12 protein-coding genes are annotated in these 22,860 nt (G+C 65.3%); 3 read left to right on the forward strand and 9 right to left on the reverse strand.

The window, feature by feature from the left end; genetic code table 11:
• Positions 1–287: 287 nt before the first annotated feature.
• The 9 genes from M5C71_RS09560 to M5C71_RS09600 all read right to left on the reverse strand — a co-directional run bounded on the left by M5C71_RS09560 (position 288) and on the right by M5C71_RS09600 (position 10,136).
• The gene (locus M5C71_RS09560; protein ID WP_248767698.1) at positions 288–3,758 is read right to left on the reverse strand and encodes a calcium-binding protein; all 3,471 of its coding nucleotides are present in this window, start codon (positions 3,756–3,758) and stop codon (positions 288–290) included.
• A gap of 141 nt (positions 3,759–3,899) precedes the next feature.
• Positions 3,900–4,862, reverse strand: a complete 963-nt coding sequence (locus M5C71_RS09565; RefSeq protein ID WP_248767699.1) for a zinc ABC transporter substrate-binding protein — start codon at positions 4,860–4,862, stop codon at positions 3,900–3,902.
• Positions 4,863–5,762, reverse strand: coding sequence for a metal ABC transporter permease (locus M5C71_RS09570; RefSeq protein ID WP_103496889.1), 900 nt, complete (start codon positions 5,760–5,762; stop codon positions 4,863–4,865).
• Positions 5,759–6,517 (reverse strand): metal ABC transporter ATP-binding protein, encoded by a 759-nt coding sequence (locus M5C71_RS09575; RefSeq protein WP_248767700.1) that lies wholly within the window; start codon positions 6,515–6,517, stop codon positions 5,759–5,761. Before M5C71_RS09575 ends, M5C71_RS09570 begins: the two co-directional genes overlap by 4 nt.
• The gene (locus M5C71_RS09580; protein ID WP_248767701.1) at positions 6,514–7,443 is read right to left on the reverse strand and encodes a metal ABC transporter substrate-binding protein; all 930 of its coding nucleotides are present in this window, start codon (positions 7,441–7,443) and stop codon (positions 6,514–6,516) included. The genes M5C71_RS09575 and M5C71_RS09580 overlap by 4 nt, the downstream gene beginning before the upstream one ends.
• A gap of 35 nt (positions 7,444–7,478) precedes the next feature.
• The gene (locus tag M5C71_RS09585) at positions 7,479–8,054 is read right to left on the reverse strand and encodes a DUF6162 family protein (protein ID WP_248767702.1); all 576 of its coding nucleotides are present in this window, start codon (positions 8,052–8,054) and stop codon (positions 7,479–7,481) included.
• A complete protein-coding gene (locus M5C71_RS09590; RefSeq protein ID WP_248767703.1) occupies positions 8,051–8,383 on the reverse strand; it encodes a hypothetical protein in 333 nt (110 codons plus the stop codon). The genes M5C71_RS09585 and M5C71_RS09590 overlap by 4 nt, the downstream gene beginning before the upstream one ends.
• Positions 8,380–8,919, reverse strand: a complete 540-nt coding sequence (locus M5C71_RS09595; protein WP_248767704.1) for a thiamine pyrophosphate-binding protein — start codon at positions 8,917–8,919, stop codon at positions 8,380–8,382. Before M5C71_RS09595 ends, M5C71_RS09590 begins: the two co-directional genes overlap by 4 nt.
• Positions 8,916–10,136, reverse strand: coding sequence for a PepSY domain-containing protein (locus tag M5C71_RS09600; protein WP_248767705.1), 1,221 nt, complete (start codon positions 10,134–10,136; stop codon positions 8,916–8,918). Before M5C71_RS09600 ends, M5C71_RS09595 begins: the two co-directional genes overlap by 4 nt.
• A 240-nt stretch (positions 10,137–10,376) precedes the next feature.
• Here M5C71_RS09600 and M5C71_RS09605 point away from each other — a divergent pair, with 240 nt between their 5' ends.
• From M5C71_RS09605 to M5C71_RS09615, 3 genes are read left to right on the forward strand one after another with little or no spacing between them, the layout of a single operon-like run.
• Complete coding sequence (locus M5C71_RS09605; protein ID WP_152736970.1) at positions 10,377–11,351, forward strand: TauD/TfdA family dioxygenase; 975 nt, start codon at positions 10,377–10,379, stop codon at positions 11,349–11,351.
• Positions 11,348–14,911 carry an amino acid adenylation domain-containing protein gene (locus M5C71_RS09610; RefSeq protein WP_248767706.1) on the forward strand — a complete coding sequence of 1,188 codons (3,564 nt, stop codon included), beginning with the start codon at positions 11,348–11,350 and terminating at the stop codon, positions 14,909–14,911. Before M5C71_RS09605 ends, M5C71_RS09610 begins: the two co-directional genes overlap by 4 nt.
• Positions 14,908–22,860, forward strand: coding sequence for a non-ribosomal peptide synthetase (locus M5C71_RS09615; protein WP_248767707.1), 7,953 nt, complete (start codon positions 14,908–14,910; stop codon positions 22,858–22,860). The genes M5C71_RS09610 and M5C71_RS09615 overlap by 4 nt, the downstream gene beginning before the upstream one ends.

The raw sequence follows: 22,860 nt of genomic DNA on the forward strand, positions 1-22,860 counted from the left end.
GGAGCCACTACCGGCCTGACGGGCGGTGTGCCCCCGGGGGCGCTCGGCAGCACCGGGGTGCCGGTGGCGGGCAGGCGGTTGCGTATCGCCGGGCTGATTTCGGGGAGTCTGATGGCCGGCAGATCGGGTTGTCCGGTGCCGGAGGTGCCGGGGCGAATCGGTGTTTTGGGGGACATGACGGAATCCTTTCGTTGAGCGTGTTCTCACTGGGCCGGCCAACGGCGCGTCTTGTGCCGTGGGCAAGCCCGGTCCGGTGTTTCTCGGGTAGGGTTGGAGGCCCCGCGCGGCTAGCGCGGGGTGTGGATAAACAGGTCCGCAGGGTCGACAAGGGAGGCTTCGTCGTTGTCGGTGCGCCACTGCTGCGTCAGCGTGTCGTAGGTGATTGCGTCGTAGGCCGCCTGGGAGCGTGTACTTGACGTCGAGTCGCTGATCACCCTGAGTCCTTTGATCCTGACGCGGTTGCTGGCCAGCTGGTCGTCTGCCTGATGCTGTTCGATACAGCGCTTTATGGCGTCCAGATCGGCATGGGCGCGGGCATCCAGTTCCTGCAGCAACAGCTGGTCGAAGATCCGGTCCACCTCATACCGGGCGCCGGATGTCACGACGATGTAGATCAGGTCCATCGGTTGCGCGGGATCGTCGTGGGTCGGCAGCAGGAAGCGGATATTGCCGACCCATAGCTGCTGGGGGGCGATCCTGATATCGCCGGGCGTTACGATCTGCGCGCTTGCCTGGGTATGGATGTACCAGGTCGACGCATTGGTGATTTTCGCCAGGGCTCCCGGCGTCGACAGGCGGATGGTCGCGCCGGAGCAGGGATAGAGTTCATAGGTTGAACTCATTCCCTCCAGGGTGTAGATCGTCGAGGCGCCGCCGGCTTTGAAGTCGACGCGCTGCGGATGGTCCTTCAGCAAGGCGCTCTGGCTTTCCGGCGAACGGAACAGGCAGTTGCCGGTACGCCTGCGTAATGAGGCACGGCCATCGATGCTCCTGATGCCCGGGTTGCGGCTGTCGTCGAGATAGCTGGCGGTTGGCGCGCCGACCTGGTATGAACTGCCATCGCGCAGCACCAGGACAATCCCATGGTTCAGGTCGAACCCCGTGGTATGCAAAGCGGCACCGACATCGGTCGCTTTGCCCGCGCCTTCGACCACCCAGTCCTTGAGCGTCAGTTGTGTCTGGTCGTCGAACCGCAGGCTCAGGCTGGCCTCGCTGTAGCTCAGGTAGTTGAAGGCACCGATCCTCTTCGATTGCACCTGGTAACGCGTGCTGACCTGCTCGATCTCAGCGCTGTCGTAGTCGAGGAACAGCGTGGTTGAGGGGCGCGTGTCGTCGGGTGTGACCTGGAAGGTCGTGTGCAGGGTCTGCCTGGCGATGAAGTAGCCGTTCGTCGAGGCTCCGGGAAGCCTGTACTCGCCGCCATTGACGGGCTGCGGGGCTGGCGGGAGTTTCCCGAGGACCAATACCGTTACCCGGATATCCTGGTCGTCGGTGCCTTCCAGGGTGGCCGGCAGATCGGGTTTGAGGGTGTGGCCTTCCTGGGTGACAAACAACAACAGGTCATTTTGCAGTTGCCGCCCGCCGTCGTGCCTGTAGACATCCCGGATGGTCAACTGGTGACTGGGCAGCACGCCATTTTCGTCCCGCAACGAGGTGACAACCAGCGCGGTGTCAACGATGCGCCAGCTCTGGATACGCTCCATGGGCCAGTCCAGTTCGATGGTACTGGGTTCACCGCCGTCCTCGTCGAGGATCACGGTTCTTCCCGCAGGAGTAATCCGGTAGTGGTCCTTGCCGGCTCCTCCAGCGACCCTGCTCTGGGTACCCTTGAGTATGAAGTGGTCGTCGCCGGCGCCGCCGCTCGCCTGGTCGTCGATACCCTGCAGGCTGATGTGATTGGCCTGCGGGTTGCCGGTCACGCGACTGCTGCCACCGGCAAGGGTCTCGACATGCTCGATGGCGGCCAGCGTGGCATAGGCGACCGGGTTGAGATCCGCGGCGTTACGGCGCAACCCCAAGGTGCCGCTGTCCAGGTCAACCTCGTGGCCGACGAAGTGGAGGTTATTGCGCGACGGGACCTGCCCTTGCAGCGACAGCGTATCCTGGCCGTCTCCACCCTGTAGCGCACTGATGGCGGGCACGTTGGGGGAGGTCAGGGTGGCCTGGGTCTGGAACAGAAAGGCGTCATCCCGATCGCCGCCGGTCAGGGTCTTTTTGCCGGTGGAAAAGGCAAAGTAGTTGGGTTTGTCGCGCACGCCGATGACCCGGTCGTTGCCGCCGCCCAATTGCCAGAGCAGGCCCTTTTTTTCCCCCGGCGTTCCGCTGACCAGACCCGGGATTTGCCCCAGGCCCTTTGCGGCATCGATGACATCGTCGCCTTCGCGGACCACCGGCGTATTGACGGTCGTATAGGGTTGTTCCTCGCCCTCATCCCAGCGCGCTGCCCAGTGTTTGACGGGCTCCAGCTCAACGTGGAAGTTGCCGTTCACCACCCCCGCGAGGGTTTCCTTCATTTCCACGTCGAGGAGCGCCCTGGCGCGGGTTTCCAGGGCCTTGCCATAGTCGACCCGGGTGCGCTCGACCAGGTAGCGGTCCATGACCTCCTGGTCCAGCGCCTGCCCGGTAAAGGCGAACCAGCCCGAACGCCAGCGCTCGTTGACGCTCAGCTCGATATAGTCGTCGATATCGTCGACCTGGCGCACGGCGCTGTAGATCTTCGCACCGACGATCAACACCGCGCAGGCGACGAGACCGAGGGGGCCGGCGGAGCTGAAGCCGGCGGCGGCGGCCGCGCCGAGGGCCAGCGACAAGGTGGCGCTGGCAATGCTGAACCCGGCGGTGACGTAATGGTCCATGGCCTCCTTGCCGCTGGCCTTGGCGGCATTGCTGAACGCCACCACGGCACTGTGGATATCGAACGGCAGGGTCAGCACATTGCCCAGCAGGCCGGCACTGCGGCTGACCAGCAGGCCGGCGGAGGTGGCGCGAAAGCCCTGGAAAATCCTGCCGCCCTGGCTGAGCAGGGCCTCCCCGGTTTTCCTCAAGCCGCGCTCGACCAATATGGACGTCAGCTCGGCGCCAATGCTGCCGGCGTTCACGGCCGCTTCGGTGACGTCGCGCTTTTTCAGCGCTTCACGGATGCCGACCAGGCCGCTGTAGATCCCGTAGGCCTGCATGCCGGATCCCGCCGTGAGCATGCTGCGGCTCTTGGCGGTATCGATCCAGCTCGGAAGGCTGAAGGTGACATATTTGTGCGTGAGGATTTGCAGGTTCTGCAAGCGCACCAGCAACTGATTGAGATGCTTCATCAGGTTGGCGGCCAGCGCCGGTTTTTCTGTCCCGAGCAAGGGCGGGGCCTGCTGGGAGCGTTGCGAGCCTATTTCAAACAGCACGTCGATCGGGCGCTGATGGCTGTCGTCCCCGGTCTCCAGATGCCGTTGCAGTTCATCCGGATCGAACTGCAAATCATCCACCAGGGCCCGGCCGCTGCCCTGGAGTTGCGGGTCGGCACTGTCGAGGGCGCGTCCGCCGAGCCTGGCGCCCATGTCGTAGAGTTCCACGCGACTGATGACAAAGCTGTCCAGGGTCACCGGTCCCAGGCGCGCGTCCAGTTCGGCGAGGCCGGCCCGGCCCCTGGCCGGTGAGGGAACGGGGCTGGTGGAAGGCTTCTTGACGGCAGGGTTTGCCACAAGGTCCGAGATGACAATGCCATCGACGGGTCTGGCGACCCGATCATTCCTGCTGAGTGTGTTGGCCATGGACAAGTCCTTTTATCGTGAGTTTTGAGGAACCGCACGAAGGAGTATCTCCAGGGGTGTTTTTGCGCTTGAGGTATCTGTTTATGGTTTCAGCCTGTCCTTGTCGGGGATGAGCGGAATCTGCAGCGGGACAACGCTTGTCTATAAGGGAGCCAGTTTCTCCAGGACTTGCGTGATCGAGTCTTCAAGCCCGGTCAGCGGGTCGGCGTTCTCGTTCTCGAGCACCAGCAGCGTACTGCCGGCCTGACTGATCGCCGACTTCACGGCCTGCGGAGGCTGACGGTGATCCAGCACCAGTTTCACCTCGGCGTCCTTGAGGGTTGCGCTCAGCTTGGCCAGGGCCTCGGGCGTCCATTGCTCGTCGGCCCGGGCATCGACCTGGATCAGCTCCAGGTTGAGTCCGCCTACCAGGTAGTTGAAGCGCTCGGAGAGGCTGAACACGCTCAGGTTGTCGGCTTTGGCCAGCCGTGCTTCGCTGTCGGCGCTGAGCTTGAGCAGGCGCTGCTTGAGGGTCGCCAGGTTGCTCTCGATCTTCGGCTTGGCCTCGGGGGCCAGGCGCACCAGGTCGGCGGCGATCACATCGGCCATCCGTCCCAGGTTGTTGCTCGACAGCCAGGGCTGGCTGTTCAGACCGTCCACGCCGTTGCCCGGCTGCACCGCGATACCCGCCAGGCCGCCGTCCACCGGATGGGCCGCATCGACCTCGACGATTCGCACATTGCTGCGGCGGGCCATGGGGTAGAGCGGATCCTCGGGCCACAGCGAACGCAGCCCGATCACTGCGTCGGCATTGTTCGCCAGCTTCTGCAGGGCCGGGGCCCCGCGACCGCTGAAATAGGCGCTCTGGCGACTGCCCGGCAGGTTGGCATCGGCGGCCCGTTGCAGTTCCACGTCGGTGTCCTTGAGCAGGATTTCGCCCAGGCCGTAGGTGATCGGCAGGCTGGCGAGAATGCGCACCGGTTTGGCCGTGCTGCTGGCGTGCAACGCTACGGTACCCAGGCCGTGATTGGCGGTGATCTGCAGAGGCGCCTGGTTGGCGAACGACGCTACGCTGTACAGGCTACTCAGGGTCAGGGCGAGCGCCAGGGGGAGAAAAACAGGCATTTATCCAATATTCCCTTTGAGGCTGGGCACGGTGCCACGGGCGAGCGCCGCGAGGGCGAAGGCGATACCGGCCATCAGGATGATCGCCGCGCCGGACGGCACGGGCAGGTCGAACAGGATCGGCAGCAGGATGCCGCAGAGGGTGCTGACGGTGGCAATCGCCACCGAGATCCAGAAGAACCCCTTGAGCGACTGGCTGAGCAGACGCGCGGCGGCGGCCGGAATCACCAGCAGGGCGCCCACCAGGATTGCGCCGATGACTTTTACCGCCGCCACGGTGATCAGCGTCACCAGCACCACGAACAGGTAGTCGAGGGTTTTCACCGCGACACCGCGCACCGCCGCCAGTTGCGGGTTGAAACTGGCCAGCATGATGCGGTTGTACAGCGGCAGGCTCAGGCCCATCACCAGGCTGCCGACAATCAGCAGCACCAGCAGGTCGTCGCCGTTGACCGTCAGCACCGAACCGAACAGCACGTTTTCCAGGATATGCACGTTGATCTTGCCGGCCAGCACCAGCAGCAGGCTGGCACCGAGGGCCAGGGACACCGAGAGAAAGACCCCGATCAGGGTATCCGGCGCCAGGCCGGTACGGTTGCGCAGGTAGTTGAGCAGCACGCCGAACAGCAGGCAGTAGCCGAACAGGCTGCCGTAGGGGCCGGTGTAGGGTTCGCCGAGCAGGATGCCGATGGCCACGCCGGTCAGGGCCGCGTGGCCCACGGCTTCGGAAAAGAACGCGAAGCGCTTGACCACCACCAGGGTGCCGAGGCCGCCCAGCACCGGGCCAATCAACAGCCCGGCGATCAGGGCGTTGACTACAAAACCGTAAGCCAGCGCCGCCGGCAGGAAACCGGACGAGGCCCAGCCCTGGATCATCAGGCGAAAAGCTTCATAAGTCATGGCCGGGTCTCCTCGTTGAGGCTGCGCGGATGGGTGGAGAACAGGCTCAGCAGGCGGTCCGGGGTCAGGGCCTCGGCCGGCGAGGCATCGAACAGCACCCGGCGATTGAGGCCGGTGACCCGGTCGGCCAGGCGCTTGACCGCTTCCAGGTCATGTTCGATCCACAACACGGTGATGCCAGCGCGGCGCCAGTCGAGCAGCAAGCGCTCGAAAACCCGGATGCCGGCTTCGTCCAGGGCTGACATCGGTTCGTCGAGCACCAGCAGTTGCGGTGCCGGAATCAGTCCCTGGGCCAGCAAGACCCGCTGCCGTTCGCCGCCGGACAAGGCGCCCATGCGGCGCTTGCGTTTGTCCTGCATGCCGACCCGTTCCAGGGCCTCGCCAATCGCTCCGGCGAAATACCGGGACAGTCCGAGGAAAGCCGGACGGCGCTGGCACATGGCGGCCATGAAATCGTCGACGGTCATCGGCAGGCCGCGGTCGAACTCCAGGGCCTGGGGCACATAGCCGATGATCCCGGGAGCCTCGGGCCATTCCAGGCTCAGGCGTCCCTGGTGGGGCATCTGCCCGAGCAGGGTCTTGATCAGCGAACTCTTGCCGCCACCGTTGGGCCCGACCAGGGCGTGCACATGACCGGGGCGAACCTGGAAGCTGACCTGATCGAGAATGGTGGTGTTGCCCAGCACCAGATCGATGCCGTCGAACTTCAACGTCGGGCCGATGGCCCGGACGACCAACCGTTCGGCGGCGGTCATACCCCGGCCTCCTGAATCGCCCGGACCACGGTGTCCAGGTTGTCGGTCATTTCCTTCTCGTACTTGTCGGCGCTGTAGTCGCCATAGGAAATATGCGACAGCGGATAGATCCGCACCCCCGACTCGCGGCGGATGGTCTCGACATAGGTGGACGGGAAGTCCAGTTCCGAGAAGATCACCTTCACATCCAGCTCGCGCAGTTGGTCGATGGTCTTCTTCAACTGGCTCGGGCTCGGTTCGATGCCGTGGGCCGGCTCGACCACGGCGGTGACTTCCAGGCCGAACTCCCGCAGCAGGTAGTCATAGGCCGCATGCACCGTCGCCACCCGCAGGTCGGCATTGGGTGCCTGGGTCAGCTTGGCCAGGGCGTCGGCGCGGATCTGCCGCAGGCGCTTGCCGTAGGCCCGGGCGTTGGCGGTGTAGGTCTTGGCATTGTCCGGGTCGAGCTTGCCGAGTTCCCGGGCAATATTGTTGACCTGGGCGATGGAGGCGCTGATGGAGAGGAAGGTGTGCGGGTTGACCACCTTGCCGGCGCCTCGCGCGGCGGTGCCGGTGGCGGCCAGCAGCGGCACGTTTTCATTGGCCTCGATCACCGGGATGTCGGGCTTTTCGCTGGCGGCGATCATGCGGTCGGCGAAGTCGTCATGGCCGACGCCATTGACCACGATCACATCCAGCGTGCCGATGCGCTTGATGTCCTCGGCCCGAGGCTCGTAGGCGTGGGGATTGAAGCCGGCCGGGATCAGCGGCACCACCTCGGCCTTGTCGCCGACGATATTCGCCACGTAGCTGTAATAAGGATGCAGGGTGATGCCGATGCGCAGGCGCTTGGCCGGGTCGGCCTGGACCTGGAAGGACAATAGCAGGGGCGAGAGCAGCAGCGCGAGCAACAGGCGACGGCGGCCGAACAGAGCGGAAATGGACATGGGTAGACAGTCTTCCCTGGGGTGAGTCGGAAGGTTCAGTGCCGATGCTGGCGGGTTACGCCGGCATCGAATTGCGCGACCACCCGCTGCCAGCCGGCGGCGATCAGGGCGCTGTCGCTGAGATCGGCGGGGGCCGCCAGGTGGTTGCCGCGGTTGAGCCAGATGTCCGGCGCGGCGTTCGCATCGTTGCCGACCCGCATCAGGAACGAACCGGCAGTGGCCGTGGCGTGGCTCAGGCCGAAGTAGGCGCGCTGGTCGAGCAGGCGCCAGGCGTGGCCGCCGCGACTGACCGAGCTGGCGTCCTGGGCAAAGGGGGCAAAGCCTTCTTCGCCGAGTTGCTCTGGGGCGGGCAGGGCCTGCTGGTCCTGTTGCAGCAGGTGGATTTCGTCGAGGGTGACCCGCAGGTCGGCGTAGATACCCTGCTCGCCGGGGCTCAGGTCGCGGCGCGCATCCACCTGATAGGCCTCGAGGGTGCTGACGTCCTGCTTCTCGCCATGCAGCGCCACCACGGAACCGGCGACCAGCAGCACGATCAGGCAGAACAGCAGCACGTAGAGGGTTTCATGGCCGGCCCCGGCGGGGCGGACAATCTGGGTGGTCGAGGTGCTCATGGGGCTTCGATATCCCCATGGTCGATTTCAACGATATGCCCGGGACCGGCGTCGAACAGCACATAGAAATCGGTCGCCGGCTTCTTGAAGGTCAGGGTCGAGTCCTGCCCCAGCTTGCCCGGCAGCAGGATGCTTTCGTCATAGCCGATCACGTCCAGGGTCACCCCGGTGGCCGCGCTGCCATCGGAGAAACCGCCCTTGCATTGAATCTGTTCGGCATCGATCTGCTTGCACTCGCAGATCGGATTGTGGGCCAGGGCACTGGTACTGAAACCGGCCGCCAGCAGCAAGAAACAGGCGGTAAGCGCCTTGGGTGGCGTGAAGATCATTTTCGCGCTCCTTGTTTGTCCAGCCAGGCAAGGGTGGCCGGGGAGGCCTGGCGCAGTGGAAGAGAGGCCTGGTACACCGAACCGTCCCAGCCCTCGAGGGTGATCCACAGTTCGGCATCGTCCTGGGTCCGGTCGGGAATCGGCACCACGGCATTCATGCGATAGGCGGTGCCGAAGAAGATCACCCCGGCGGCGCGCAGGCTGCGGGGTTTGCCGACGCGCAGGTAGGCGGCCTTGACCTGCTCGCCGCAGCTGTCGCAGAGGCGCGCGTTGAAGCTTTTCAGATAACCGGCGGGTCCGTCGCGACGGGGTCCTTCGTCCCAGAGTTCGGCCATTTCCAGGCTCCAGGGGCCGACCTGGATTTGATTGAGGTGCTTGCCCAGGCCGGTGTCGCCACGGAACAGCGCGGCATCGGAAAAGTAGCGCGGCATAAAGCCCAGGGGGATCAGCACCAGCAGGATATTCAGATGGAAGCGCCACTTGTGCCAGAAGCGGCGGAGGGGCGAGGGCGCCGGCAGCGGGCTGTCCTTGCTCACGGGGTCACCTCCGGAGTCTCGGTATTCCGCGCCCGGACCTTGGGCGCCGGCGCCCGTTCGGTCTTGGCACTGCGTTTCAGGGCCTGGGCGGTAGCCAGGGCGGTGCGCTTGGTCCAGATCAGCAGGCCGCTCAAGACCATCATGCTCAGCACCAGGCCGAAGAAGAACCAGATCAGCTTGATCCACAGGCCGCCGAAATCCCCGGTGTGCAGGGGCCGCATCGATTCGGTGACGAACTCCAGGTTGTTGCGATCCGAGAGCAGGCGTGATTGTTCGATCTTGCCGCTGTAGGGGTTGATCTGCAGGGTCTGGTACATCAACGGATAACCGCTACGGCCGCCGACTTCGATGGGGCTGAAGGCGTTGCCGGGCAGGCTGACAAAGCTCGAATCGAGCCCGGGAACCCGTTGCTGGGCGATGCGCAGGGCTTCGTCCGCGCCGAGCATCGGCGCCGGCCGGCCGTCGGGCATCAGCGGTGCGCTGTCATGGGAAATGATCGCCGGGATCGGCCGGCTGGCGAAGCTGATCTGGTTGTCGGCGAGGATCGCCTGGATCAGGAACCAGGTGCCGGTGATGGAAATCACCGTGATAAACCAGATCGACCAGATGCCGCTCAGCCGGTGGAAATCCCCCCAGAAAATCCGCGCGCCGTGGTTGAAGCGCAAGGTCGGCTTGAAGAAGCCCTTCCAGAAACGCTTGTACACCACCAGTCCGGTGACCAGCGACGCCAGCAGCGGTAGTCCGAGCAGCGACACCAGGTACCAGCCCCAGCTGTAACCGTTGACGAAAGGCACCAGCCACCAGCCGTGCAGGGCGCGGGTGAACTGCTTGAAGTCGAACGGCGGGCTGATGCCCTGGATCACCCCGGTATAGGGATTGACGTAGACGATCACCGAACGGCCGTCGGGGTAGTTGATATCGGCGCGCAAGGCGAAATGCGCTTCGTCCGGGCGAATGATCTGCTGGACGATCACCTCGGGATCGCTCTTGGCGATGGCGGCGATCACCTGGTCGAAGCTGAGCAGCGGCGCGTCGTCGAACGGCTTGCTGGCGCGGATCTCGGGATTGGCCAGCCAGACGATTTCCTGGCTGATCACCGCCAGGGTGCCGGTGACACAGACGATCAGGACAAAGAACCAGATGGGCAGCGCCAGCCAGCCATGGACCAGGAACCAGAGTCTTGAGCGGGATTTCTTCGAGGTGGAAGGCTTCGACATGGGAAAGCGGGGGCTCGATTTCTAAGGGTGTCATTTGGATAAGACGGATGAGCCTTGGAAAAACGTATAAGGAAATGAAAGTAAATGTTTCAGCGGTCAAAACCGCCTTGGTCGCCGAGCGACGTTGCCCGGTCCGCCTAATTTCCCTGTACGGCCATCCGTTAATCGAAGCACAGCCAAGTGCACGGCGCATTCGCGCGCCCGGCACTTGCGATCCGAGATCAAGGGAGAAGAGTCGTCATGAACACTGCATTGAGTTTGGATATCCGGCCGCTGCTGACCGGGTCGGGCACCTTGCCCATGCTGATCCAGGCGCCTGAACCCGGTCTCGACCTGCGCGAGGCGTTCGCCGAATGCAAGCCGCTGATCGACGCGCACCTGTACCGTGCCGGCGGGATTCTGCTGCGCGGTTTCGAGGTGGGCGGTGCCGAGGCCTTCCGCGAGTTCGCCGCCGGTTTCGGTCATCCATTGCTCAACTACGAGTTCGGCTCGACGCCGCGCAGCAACGTGACCAAGGGGGTCTACACCTCCACCGAATACCCGGCGCACCAGAGCATTCCGCTGCACAACGAGCAGGCCTACACCCTCGAATGGCCGATGAAGATCTGGTTCTACAGCATGATCGCCGCGCAGACCGGCGGCGAGACGCCGATCTGCGACAGCCGTGAAGTCTATCGGCGGGTCCCGGCGCGGATCCGCGAGCGTTTCATCAGCAAGGGCCTGATGTACGTGCGCAACTATGGCAACGGCCTGGATGTGGAGTGGAGCCAGGTGTTCAACACCGAGGACGAGGCGCTGGTCGAGGCCTACTGCCGGGCCCATTCCATCGAATGCGAGTGGAAGGACGACGGCGAGTTGCGCACCCGCCAGCGCTGCCAGGCGGTGGCCCGGCACCCGGTGACCCAGGACATGGTCTGGTTCAACCAGGCGCATCTGTTCCATGTCTCGAACCTGCAGCCGGAAGTGCGCGAGACCCTGCTCGATGCGGTGGATGAGGAAGACCTGCCGCGCAATGTCTATTACGGCGACGGTTCGGCCATCGAGGTCGACCTGCTGGACGAAGTCCGTGGCGTGCTCGACGACTGCACCATCAGTTTTCCCTGGCAGGAAAACGATGTGCTGATGCTCGACAACATGCTCAGCGCCCACGCCCGTTCGCCGTTTACCGGCAAGCGCAAGGTGGTGGTGGCGATGGCCGAGGGGTACGCGCAATGAATCCGCGGGACGCACAGCAACTGGCCCGCCGTTTTATCGCGTTGCCCGAGGAAAAGCGCAAGGTCTTCCTCGCCGCGATGGACCGGGAGGGCGTCGATTTTTCGTTGCTGCCCATCGTTGCCGATAACGGCGTCGCCGAACGCGACGGCCTGTCCTATGCCCAGCAGCGCCTGTGGTTTCTCTGGCAGCTCGACCCCACCGGCGCGGCCTACAACCTGCCGATGGCCGTGCGCCTGAATGGTGTGCTGGAGCTGCCTGCGCTGGAGCAGGCCTTCAGCGCCCTGGTGGCGCGCCATGAGTGCCTGCGCACCACCTTTGGCCAGGACGGCGAGCGGGCTTTCCAGCGCGTGGCCGAGCCGAGCGCGGTACGCATCGCGATCAGCGACCTGTCCGCGCTGGCCCCTGAGCTGCGCGTGCAGCGCGCCCGGCAAGCCATGGCCGAGGAGGCGGGGCAGTCGTTCGACCTGGAGCGCGGGCCGTTGCTGAACATTCGCCTGCTGCGCCTGGCCGAGCAGGAACATGTGCTGTTGCTGACCCTGCACCACATCATCGCCGACGGCTGGTCGATGAATATCCTGGTGGATGAGTTCACCCGTTTGTATGACGCCTGCGTCGCCGGCCAGGCACCGGGCTTGTCGCCCCTGACCGTGCACTACCGTGACTACGCCCTGTGGCAGCGCAGCTGGCTCGAAGCCGGTGAGCGTGAACGGCAACTGGCCTATTGGCGCGGGCACCTGGGCGAAGAGCATCCGCTGCTCGACTTGCCCACCGACCGGGCCTATCCGGCCCAGGCCAGTCACCGTGGCGCGCGTCTGGAAGTACGGGTCGACGCGGACCTGCGCCAGCAACTCAAGAGCCTGGCCCAGCGCCAGGGGGTGACCTTGTTCGTGGTCCTGCTGGCTTCGTTCAAGACCCTGCTATACCGCTACAGCGGGCAAACCGATATCCGTGTCGGTGGCCTGATCGCCAACCGTACCCGCAGCGAGACCGAGGGCCTGATCGGTTTCTTCGTCAATACCCAGGTGTTGCGCAGCGAGGTCAGTGGCCAGCAGTCCTTCGCCGAGTTGCTGCAGCGCGTACGCGAGGCCGCCGCCGGTGCCCAGGCCCATCAGGAACTGCCGTTCGACGCCTTGATCGAGGCCCTGCAACCGGCCCGTAGCCAGAGCCACAACCCGCTGTTCCAGGTGATGTTCAACCACCAGCCGTTGGTTACCGATGTGCAGGGCAAGACCCTCGCCTGCGGGCTGCAGGTGCGGCACCTGGGTGCGGAGGAGGGCGCTGCGAGTTCGCGGGAGCACGCCGCCGCCAGCGACTTGATGCTGGAGACCCGTGAGGAAGGCGAGCAACTGTTCGCGGCCTTTACCTATGCCGCTGATATTTTCGACGCTGAGACCATTGCCCGTCTGGCCGGGCACTGGCGCAATCTGCTGGCGGCTGTGTGCCGCGATCCGCAACAGGCGGTGGCGCAGTTGCCGATGTTGGCGCCCGAGGAAATCATCCAGTTGCTGGGCCATTCGACCGGCAAACCGGCATCGGTCGCTGATCCGATGCTGCTGCCGCAGCTATTCGAAGCCCAGGTCCGGCGTACCCCCGACGCCACCGCGCTGATCCTCGCCGAACCCCAACCCAACACACAACTTCTGGCCGACTCTCAACCTGTGGGAGCCGGCTTGCTGGCGATGGCGTCCGGACAGGCGGTGCAAGGCTCAAGGGCCTCATCGCCAGCAAGCCGGCTCCCACAAAGGGGGGCGGTCGCCGATCCGGTGTTGTTCCCACAAGGGAGCTGCGCACCGTGCCTGAGCTACGCCGAACTGAACCGCCGCGCCAACCGCCTGGCCCATCTGTTGCGCGAGCGCGGTGTCGGCCCCGACGTACTGGTGGGGCTCGCCATGTCCCGCAGCCTGGAAATGGCCGTGGCCATCCTCGCCGTGCTCAAGGCCGGTGGCGCCTATGTGCCGCTGGACCCGCAAACCCTCACCGAGCGCTTGCAGCACATCCTGCAGGACAGCGGCCTGCAACTGTTGCTGACCCAGAGCCCTTGGCTGGCCAGCCTGCCGACCTTCCAGGGCGGCGAAATCCTCTGCCTGGACCAGCTCGACGACTCGGCCTTTTCCGACCACGACCTGTCGGCAAGCATCGAGCCGGATTCCCTGGCCTATGTGATATACACCTCGGGCTCCACCGGCCGGCCGAAAGGCGTGGCGATCAGTCATGCCGCCCTGGCCGAATTTATCGCCCGGGCCAGCGAATACAGCCAACTGGTGGATTCCGACCGGGTCCTGCAAATGGCCACCAGCAGCTTCGACGGCTTTGTCGAGCAGTTCTTCCCGCCGCTGTGCCTGGGCGCTTGCGTGGTCCTGCGGGACGGCCGCCTGTGGGACAGTGCGACCCTGCATGACGCGATCCTTGAACACGGCATCACCCTGGCGGACCTGCCGGCCTCCTACTGGCACCTGCTGGTCCAGGACTGGGCGGCCCGGCCACCGCAGCACTATGGCGTTCTGCGGCAGATCCATATCGGCGGCGAGGCCATGGCGGTCGACGGCCTGCGCCTCTGGCCGCTCGCCGGCCTGGGCCACGTACGGCTGATCAACACCTATGGCCCGACCGAAGCCACGGTGGTTTCCACCACCCATGACTGCTCGGCACTGTTGCCTGAAGATGTGTCCTGGCGCGGCGTGCCCATCGGCCAGGGGTTGCCCGGTCGACGGCTGCTGGTGCTGGACGACGAACTGAACCTGCTGCCCCAGGGCGCGGTCGGCGAGTTGTATATCGGCGGACCCGGCCTGGCGCGTGGCTATCAGGGGCAACCGGCCCTCAGTGCCCAGCGCTTTATCGTCGATCCGTTCAACCCCGGCGAGCGCCTCTACCGCAGCGGCGACCGCGCCCGCCTGCGCGCCGACGGTGCCCTGGAGTACGTCGGTCGGGTCGACCACCAGGTGAAGATTCGCGGTTTCCGTATCGAACTGGGGGAAATCGAAGGTCGTCTGTTGCAGTGCCCGGGCGTGCGCGAAGCCGCCGTGCTGGCCCTGCCGCTGACGGGCGGCACGCAACTGGTCGGCTATCTGGTGGCGGAGCAGGCCGCGGACGCGGCGACCCTGCGCCAGCAGGTCAAGATCTTGCTGCAAGGCCGGTTGCCCGACTACATGGTGCCGACCCACCTGCTGCTGTTGCCGCGCCTGCCGTTGACCCCCAGCGGCAAGCTGGACCGCAAGGCCTTGCCGCTGCCCGATCCGAGCCAGTTGCAGGCCCGTTACCGGGCGCCCCACAGCGAGATCGAACGCAATCTCGCCGAGATCTGGGAACAGGTCCTGCAGGTGCCGCAGGTCGGGCTCGACGACCACTTCTTCGAATTGGGCGGGCATTCGTTGCTCGCCGCCCAGGTGATCGCGCGGATCAAGGCGCGCCTGGCGGTCAGCCTGCCGTTGCGCTGCCTGTTTGAAACCCCCTTGCTGGGGGACCTGGCGATTGAAGTGGCGAGCCTGGCCAAGGGCGTCGGCGAGAGCGACTGGGGTGATATGGAGCAGTTCATGAGTTCGCTGGAGGAGGTGGGAGCATGAGTGCCCAGGCCGCATTGAGTCTTGCCAAGCGTTTTATCGGCCTGCCGCTGGAGCAACGGCGGCAGTTCCTCGCCCGCCTGAGCCAGCAGGGCAAGGATTTCAGCCTGCTGCCGGTGCCGGTCAGCCGCCATGAGCAGGCGGTGATTCCCTTGTCCTATGCCCAGCAGCGCCTGCTGTTTCTCTGGCAACTTGAACCGGACAGTGCCGCCTACAATATGGCCGCCGCCTTGCGCCTGCGCGGTCAACTGGATGAAAGCGCCATGCAGCGCGCTTTTGAACATCTGGTCCAGCGCCACGAAGTGCTGCGCACCCGCTTCCAGGTCGACGGCGAGCAACCGCGCCAGGTGATCCTCGACCAGCAGGCGCTGCCGCTGGAGCGTATCGACCTGACGACCTGCGCCACGGAGGCCCGTGAAGCCGAGTTGGCCGAGCGGGTTGCCGCGCTCACCGCGCAACCCTTCGATCTGCTCACTGGTCCGCTGCTGCGAACCAGCCTGATCCGGCTCGACGAGGAACAATGGGTGCTGCTGGTGTGCATGCACCATATTGTCTCCGACGGCTGGTCGATGGATGTGATGGTCAGGGAGTTCGTGCAGGGCTATCAGGCCTTCAGCCAGAACCGCGAGCCCGGGCTGCCGGAGCTGGCCTTGCAGTACGCCGACTATGCGGTCTGGCAACGCCGCTGGCTGGAAGCGGGCGAGGGCGAGCGGCAGCTGGATTACTGGCGGCAGCAATTGGGCGAGGAGCAGCCGCTGCTGGAGGTGGCTGCCGACTTCCCGCGTCCACCGGTGCAGAGCTTCCGGGGCCAGACCCTGCGTTTCGATTTCGGCGTCGAGCGTTCGGCACGGCTCCAGGCCTTTGCCCGCAGCCAGGGCCTGAGCCTGTTCATGCTGGTGCTCGGCGGTTATGCCTGGTTCCTTTCGCGGCACGCCGGACAACGGGATATCCGCGTCGGCGTGCCCAACGCCAACCGTGGTCGGGCCGAGGTCGAAGGCCTGATCGGCTTCTTCATCAACACCCAGGTGTTGCGTTGCGAAGTCGACGAGCGCGAGAGTTTCCTTGAGCTGCTGGCGCGGATTCGTGAAAGCAGTTTTGGCGCCCAGGCGCACCAGGAGTTGCCGTTCGAACAACTGGTGGATGCCCTGGCACCGCAACGCAGCCTGGACCACAACCCGCTGTTCCAGGCCAAGTTCAACCAGAACGTCGGCATGCAGAAGCAGCGCACCCTGAGCCTGCCGGGCCTGCTGGTCGAGGAATACCCGCTGCACAAGGACGGCACCCACTTCGATCTGGCCCTGGACATCACCGACGCCGGCCATCTGATCCTCGGTGAGATGACCTATGCCAGCGACCTTTACCAACCCTCGACTATCGAGGGTTTCATTGCTTCGTTGCTGCGGCTGTTCGATGCCGTGATGCGCGCCCCGCACGCGCCGCTGCTGAGCCTGGAAAACCGCCCACCGGCCCTGGCGACGGAACCCCGTATGGCGGCGATTCCGGTGCTGCAACAGTGGAACGCCCAGGTGCAACGTCAACCCCAGGGACTGGCCGCTCGCTGCCTCGAGCGGACCCTGGGTTTCCTTGAACTGGACCAGGCGGCCAATCGCCTTACCCATCATTTGCGCGACCAGGGCGTCGGCGTCGGCGAGCCGGTGGCGGTGCTGATGGAGCGCTCGCTGGACTGGCTGACCTGTGTCCTGGGGATTCTCAAGGCCGGTGCGGTGTATATGCCGCTGGACAACAAGGCCCCGGATGCGCGCTTGCAGCCGATGCTCGAGCGCGCCCGCACGCGCCTGCTGCTGTGCGCCGAAGGCGATCCCCGGGTGACGACGCTGGCCGTTGCCGGTTGTATCGGCCTGGCTTATGCCCCCGGACAATGGCGTCATCAAGCCGATACCACGCCGGACCTGGACCTGGCGGAACAGGCCCCGGCCTACGTGATCCATACCTCCGGCTCCACCGGCCTGCCCAAGGGCGTGCTGGTCAGTCACGGGGCCCTGGCCAGTTATGTCAGCGGCCTGCTGGAGCGTCTGGACCTGGCGCCCGAGGCGAGCATGGCGCTGGTCTCCACCATCGCCGCCGACCTCGGTCACACCATGCTGTTCGGTGCCCTGTGTTCCGGGCGTGTCCTGCATGTGCTCCCCGAAGAGCTGGGTTTCGACCCCGACCGCTTCGCCGAATACATGCGCGAGCATCAGGTCGGCGTATTGAAGATCGTTCCCGGCCATCTGGCGGCGTTGTTGCAGGCGAGCGAGCCCGCCGACGTGCTGCCCTGGCATGCGCTGATCGTCGGTGGCGAAGCCTGTTCGCCGGCGTTGTTCGAGCAGATACGGGCACTCAAGCCGGACTGCCGTTTTATCAATCACTACGGTCCCAGCGAAACCACCGTCGGGGTGTTGGCGAACGAAGTCTCGGCGCTGCATCCGCATGCCCGTGGTGTCGCGGTGGGCCGCGCCTTGCCGGGTGCCCACGGCTATGTGCTGGACGATGTACTCAATAGCGTCGCCGAGCAGGTGCCGGGCGAGCTGTATATCGGTGGCGCCAGTGTCGCCCTGGGTTATCTCGGGCAGCCGGGGCTGACCGCCGAGCGTTTCCTGCCCGATCCTTTCGGTGCGCCGGGAGCGCGGGTCTATCGCAGCGGCGACCGCATGCGTCGCACGCGCCAGGGACTGCTGGAATTCCTCGGGCGCAATGACGACCAGGTTAAGATTCGCGGTTACCGGGTGGAGCCGGCGGAAGTCACGCGGGTGCTCCAGGGCCTCGACGGCGTGGCCCAGGCGGCGGTCCTGGCATTGCCGGTGGATGAGGACGCCGGGCGCCTGCAACTGGTTGCCTACTGTGTCGCGGCAGCCGGTGCGCAATGCTCGGTCGATGACCTGCGCCGCCAGTTGCAGGCGTGTCTGGCCGATTATCTGGTGCCGGCGCAGATCGTGCTGCTGGAGCAATTGCCGCTGACGGCCAACGGCAAGCTGGACAAGCGCGCGTTGCCGCAGCCGGGTTCCGTGCAGCAGGGCTACGTTGCCCCGGTCGGCGAGATCGAAGAACAACTGGCGGCGGTCTGGGCCGATGTGCTCAAGCTGGAGCGGGTCGGCATCCGCGACAACTTCTTCGAACTGGGCGGTGACTCGATCCTCAGCCTGCAGATCATCGCCCGGGCCAAGCGCCTGGGCATCCGCCTCAGTCCCAAGCAGTTGTTCGAGAAGCAGACCATCGGCGAGCTGGCGAGGGTGGCGAAGCGGATCGAGAAAAAGCCGGCTGGCGATGTCATGGCCCAGGCCAGCGGTCGGCAGTTGTTGCTGCCGATCCAGGCACGTTTTTTCGAGATGGAGATTATTCAGCGTCAGCACTGGAACCAGTCGCTGATGCTCAAGCCCCGCGAAACCCTGGAGGCCGCGCCTCTGCAAGCGGCGTTCGCGGCGCTGGTGGCGCAACACGATGCCCTGCGCCTGAGTTTCGAACAGCAGGAGGGTCAATGGCAGGCGCAGTATGCGTCGGCGGCTACGACCGATCTGCTGTGGGTCCGTGAACTCGCCGACCCGGCGCAACTGACGGAGCTGGCCGATCAGGCCCAGCGCAGCCTGGACCTGAAAAACGGTCCGTTGTTGCGTGGGGTGTTGGTCAATCTGCCCGCCGGCGAGCAGCGCCTGCTGCTGGTGATCCATCACCTGGCGGTGGACGGCGTGTCCTGGCGGATCCTGCTGGAAGACCTGCAGCAGGCTTATATTGCCAGCGTCTCCAGGCAGCCACCGGCGCTGGCCGCGCGCAGCAGTTCGCTGCAGACCTGGGCCGAGCAGTTGCACGGTTATGCTCGCAGTGAACGTCTGCTGGCCGAGCGTGATTACTGGTTGCAGACCCTGGCGGGCGACCTCCAGGAATTGCCGTTTGAAGTGGCTCCCGGGCAGGCGCCTGGCGGCGAGGTCGGTCATGCCAGCTCACGCCTGGACAAGACGCTGACCCAGCAACTGTTGAAAGTCGCGCCGACGGCCTATCGCACCCAGGTCAACGACCTGCTGCTGACCGCCCTGGCGCGGGTGCTCTGCGACTGGAGCGGGCAACCGTCGGTATTGGTCCAGCTCGAAGGTCACGGTCGCGAAGACCTGTTCGACGACCTCGACCTGAGCCGCACCGTGGGCTGGTTCAGCAGTCTGTTTCCGCTCCGCCTCACACCCCAGGCGGAGCCGGGCGCTTCCCTGTGCGGCATCAAGGAACAACTGCGGGCGGTGCCGAACAAAGGCATCGGTTATGGCGTGCTGCGTTACCTGGGCGATGCCGGTTTTGCCCGGCAACTGGCGGCCTTGCCCCAGGCGCGGGTGACCTTCAACTACCTGGGCCAGTTCGACGGCAGTTTCACCGAAGCCGACGGCGCGCTGTTCGTGCCCACGGGCGAATCCACCGGGCGCAACCAGCCAGAGGACGCGCCGTTGGGCGACGGCCTGAGCCTCAATGGCCAGGTGTTCGACGGCGAGCTGCAACTGGATTGGGCGTTCAGTCGCCAGCAGTATCGGCCTGAAACCATCGAAGCCCTGGCCCGCGCCTATGAACAGGCACTGAGTGAACTGATCGGACATTGCTGCCAAGGCGGACAACTGGGCGCGACGCCATCGGACTTCCCGCTGGTGACTCTCAGTGCCGGGCAACTGCAGCGTCTGCCGGTGGCGGCGGGGGCGATCGAGGATCTCTATCCGCTGTCGCCGATGCAGCAGGGGATCCTCTTCCATCATCTGGATGATCCGGAGGGGGCGGCCTATATCAACCAGCTGCGACTGAATGTACGACAGCTGGATGTAGAGCGTTTCCGCCAGGCCTGGCAGCAGGCCGTGCAGGCCCATGAAATGCTGCGCACGGTATTTGTCTGGCCCCAGGAACTGGTGGAGCCGGTGCAGATTGTCCTGCGCACGCTGCCGATGCCGATGCAGGTTCACGACTGGCGTACGCGCGGCGAGCATGAGGCGGCCTTCGAGCAGTTGGCGCAAGCCGACCTCGCCGCCGGTTTCGAGCCCCATCGCGGGCCTTTGCTGCGGGTGACGCTGGTGCGCACCGGCGAGATCGAATACCGGATGATCTACACCAGCCACCATCTCCTGATGGACGGCTGGAGCACCTCGCAGCTGTTCGGCGAAGTGCTGCAACGTTATGCAGGGGTGAGCATTGCCCGGGGTACAGGACGTTATCGCGACTATATCGAGTGGCTCGGCCAGCGCGATGCCCGCGCCAGCCAGGACTTCTGGAGCGCGGCCGTGGCCGGTCTGCAGGAGCCGACCCGCCTGGTCGGGACGCTGGGCAGCCATGAACAGGCGCAGGGGTATGGGGAACATCGGCATGTGTTCAGCGAGGCGCTGACTGCCGGATTGAACCGTTTTGCCCGGGAACGCAAAGTCACCCTCAACACCCTGATGCAGGCCGCCTGGCTGCTGCTGTTGCAGCGGTATACCGGCCAGGATTGCGTGGCCTTCGGTGCCACCGTGGCTGGCCGTCCGACTGACCTGCCCGGGGTCGAGCAGCAGATCGGCCTGTTTATCAACACCCTGCCGGTGGTGGCGAGCCCTGACGCGCAACTGACGGTGGGTGAGTGGCTGCAACTGGTGCAGGACCTCAACCTGGCGTTGCGCGAGCACGAGCAGACGCCGCTGTATGAGATCCAGCGCTGGGCGGGTCTAGGCGCGGGCGGGTTGTTTGACAGCCTGCTGGTGTTCGAGAATTACCCGATGGCCGAAGCGCTGGGCCGGGCTTCGGATGCGGGTCCTGAGTTCGCGGCTATAGAACGTTCCGAGCAGACCAATTATCCGCTGACCCTGGTGGCGGTGACCGGGTGCGAACTGATCGTGGATTGCAGTTACGACCGGGCCGGTTTCGACGCTGCGGGTGTGGCGCGACTGGGCCGGCAGCTGGAATACCTGATGAGCCAGTTCATGGTCGACGCGCGCCAGCCGTTGGGTGCGCTGGAGTTGCTCGACCCGGCTGAGCGGCAGGTCGCCCTTGACTGGAGCCGGCGCTCTTCTGTAGGAGCGAGCTTGCTCGCGATGGACGTCAACGATAACGCGGGGTACCTGGAGAGTCACGGTGCCCTTGCGCTCATCGCGAGCAAGCTCGCTCCTACAGGGGCAGCGTTCAATCTGCGGATCCGGGGTCATGTGCTTGAGCATCTTGCGGATCAGGTCGCCGGTCAGCCCGAGGCCCCGGCGATCCTCTTCGCCGACTGGCAACTGGACTACCAGACCCTGGACCGGCGCGCCAATCGCCTGGCCCATCTCCTGCGCGAGCGCGGCGTCGGCCCCGAGGTGCGGGTCGGCGTGTGCCTGCGTCGCACCCCGGACCTGATCGTCGCCTTGCTGGCGATCCTCAAGGCCGGCGGTGCCTATGTGCCGCTGGACCCCGAGTACCCGCGCGAGCGGCTGTTGCATATGCTCGACGATAGCCACGCGGCGCTGTTGCTGAGTGAGGCAATCCTCCTCGAACGCCTGCCTGAGACGCTGCCCGCTCCGGTGCTGCTGATAGAGGAGGGCGACGACTGGCTGGCGAGCTATCCGGCCAGCGCGCCCCCCGTGGACACCTGCGGCCAGAACCTGGCCTATGTCATCTACACCTCCGGTTCCACCGGCAAGCCCAAGGGCGTGGCGATCACCCACGACAACCTCACGGCCTTGATCCACTGGTCGCTGCAGGCCTACGACCGCGAGCAACTGCGCGGGGTGCTGGCCTCGACCTCGATCTGCTTCGACCTGTCGGTGTGGGAGATCTTTGTCACCCTGGCCGGCGGCGGTTGCCTGGTGCTGGCGGACAATGCCCTGGCCCTGGCGGAGCTGCCGGCCCGCGAGCGGGTCACGCTGATCAACAGCGTGCCCTCGGCCATCGCCGCGCTGTTGCGGGCCGGGCAGATCCCGGCCTCGGTCGGCACCCTCAACCTGGCTGGCGAGCCACTGAAGCAGACACTGGTGGATGCGCTCTACGCCGGCACCCGGGTGCGTCAAGTGTATGACCTGTACGGTCCTTCGGAAGACACCACCTATTCGACCTTCAGCCTGCGCACCGTCCAGGGCACGGCGAATATCGGGCGTCCATTGGAGAATACCCAGGCCTATCTGCTCGATCCCGGCTTGCAGCTGTTGCCCGCCGGGGTGGCGGCCGAGTTGTACCTGGGCGGTGCCGGGGTTTCCCGGGGCTATCTGGGCCGACCCGGACTGACCGCCGAGCGTTATGTGCCGAATCCGTTCGGCACTGACGGCGAGCGCCTGTATCGCACTGGCGACCTGGTGCGCCAGGGCGAGGGCGAGCGGATCGAGTACATCGGTCGCGCCGACCATCAGGTGAAGATTCGCGGTTTCCGCGTCGAGTTGAGCGAAGTCGAAGCCTGTCTGCTGGAGCAGCCGTCGGTACGTGAGGCGGTGGTGCTGGCCCAGGAGGATGCGGCGGGCAAGCACTTGCAGGGCTATGTGGTGACGCCAGCGGGGATTGTTGATGCCCAGGCGTTCATCGCCGGTCTCAGGACCGCCCTGGCCGCGCGCTTGCCGGCGCATATGGTGCCCGGCCAGTTGCACCTGGTCGAGGCCTTGCCGCTGACCCCCAATGGCAAGCTCGACCGCAAGGCCCTGATCGCCCTTGGCAGCGGCCCCCGGCAGCAGCACTACGAGGCGCCGCGCAGCGAGTTGCAGATCCAGGTCGCGGGGCTCTGGCAGGAGGTGCTGGGGATCGAGCAGGTGGGCCTGGGCGACAACTTCTTCCAGTTGGGCGGCCATTCGTTGCTGGCGACCCTGGTGGTCAGCCGGATCGGCGAACGCCTGGGCGACAAGATCCCCCTCAAGGAACTGTTCCAGGCCGACAACCTGCTGGCGTTCTGCGAACGGATCGAAGCGCTGCGCGGTGCATCGTCGCCTGTTCAGGATGAATTGGCTAAATCCCTGGAGGCCCTCAAACGTCTATCCCTCGAAGATCTGGAAAAACTGATTTCTTGA

It is taken from the genome of Pseudomonas sp. MWU12-2345 (assembly GCF_023242385.1).
Lineage (GTDB): Bacteria > Pseudomonadota > Gammaproteobacteria > Pseudomonadales > Pseudomonadaceae > Aquipseudomonas > Aquipseudomonas gingeri_D.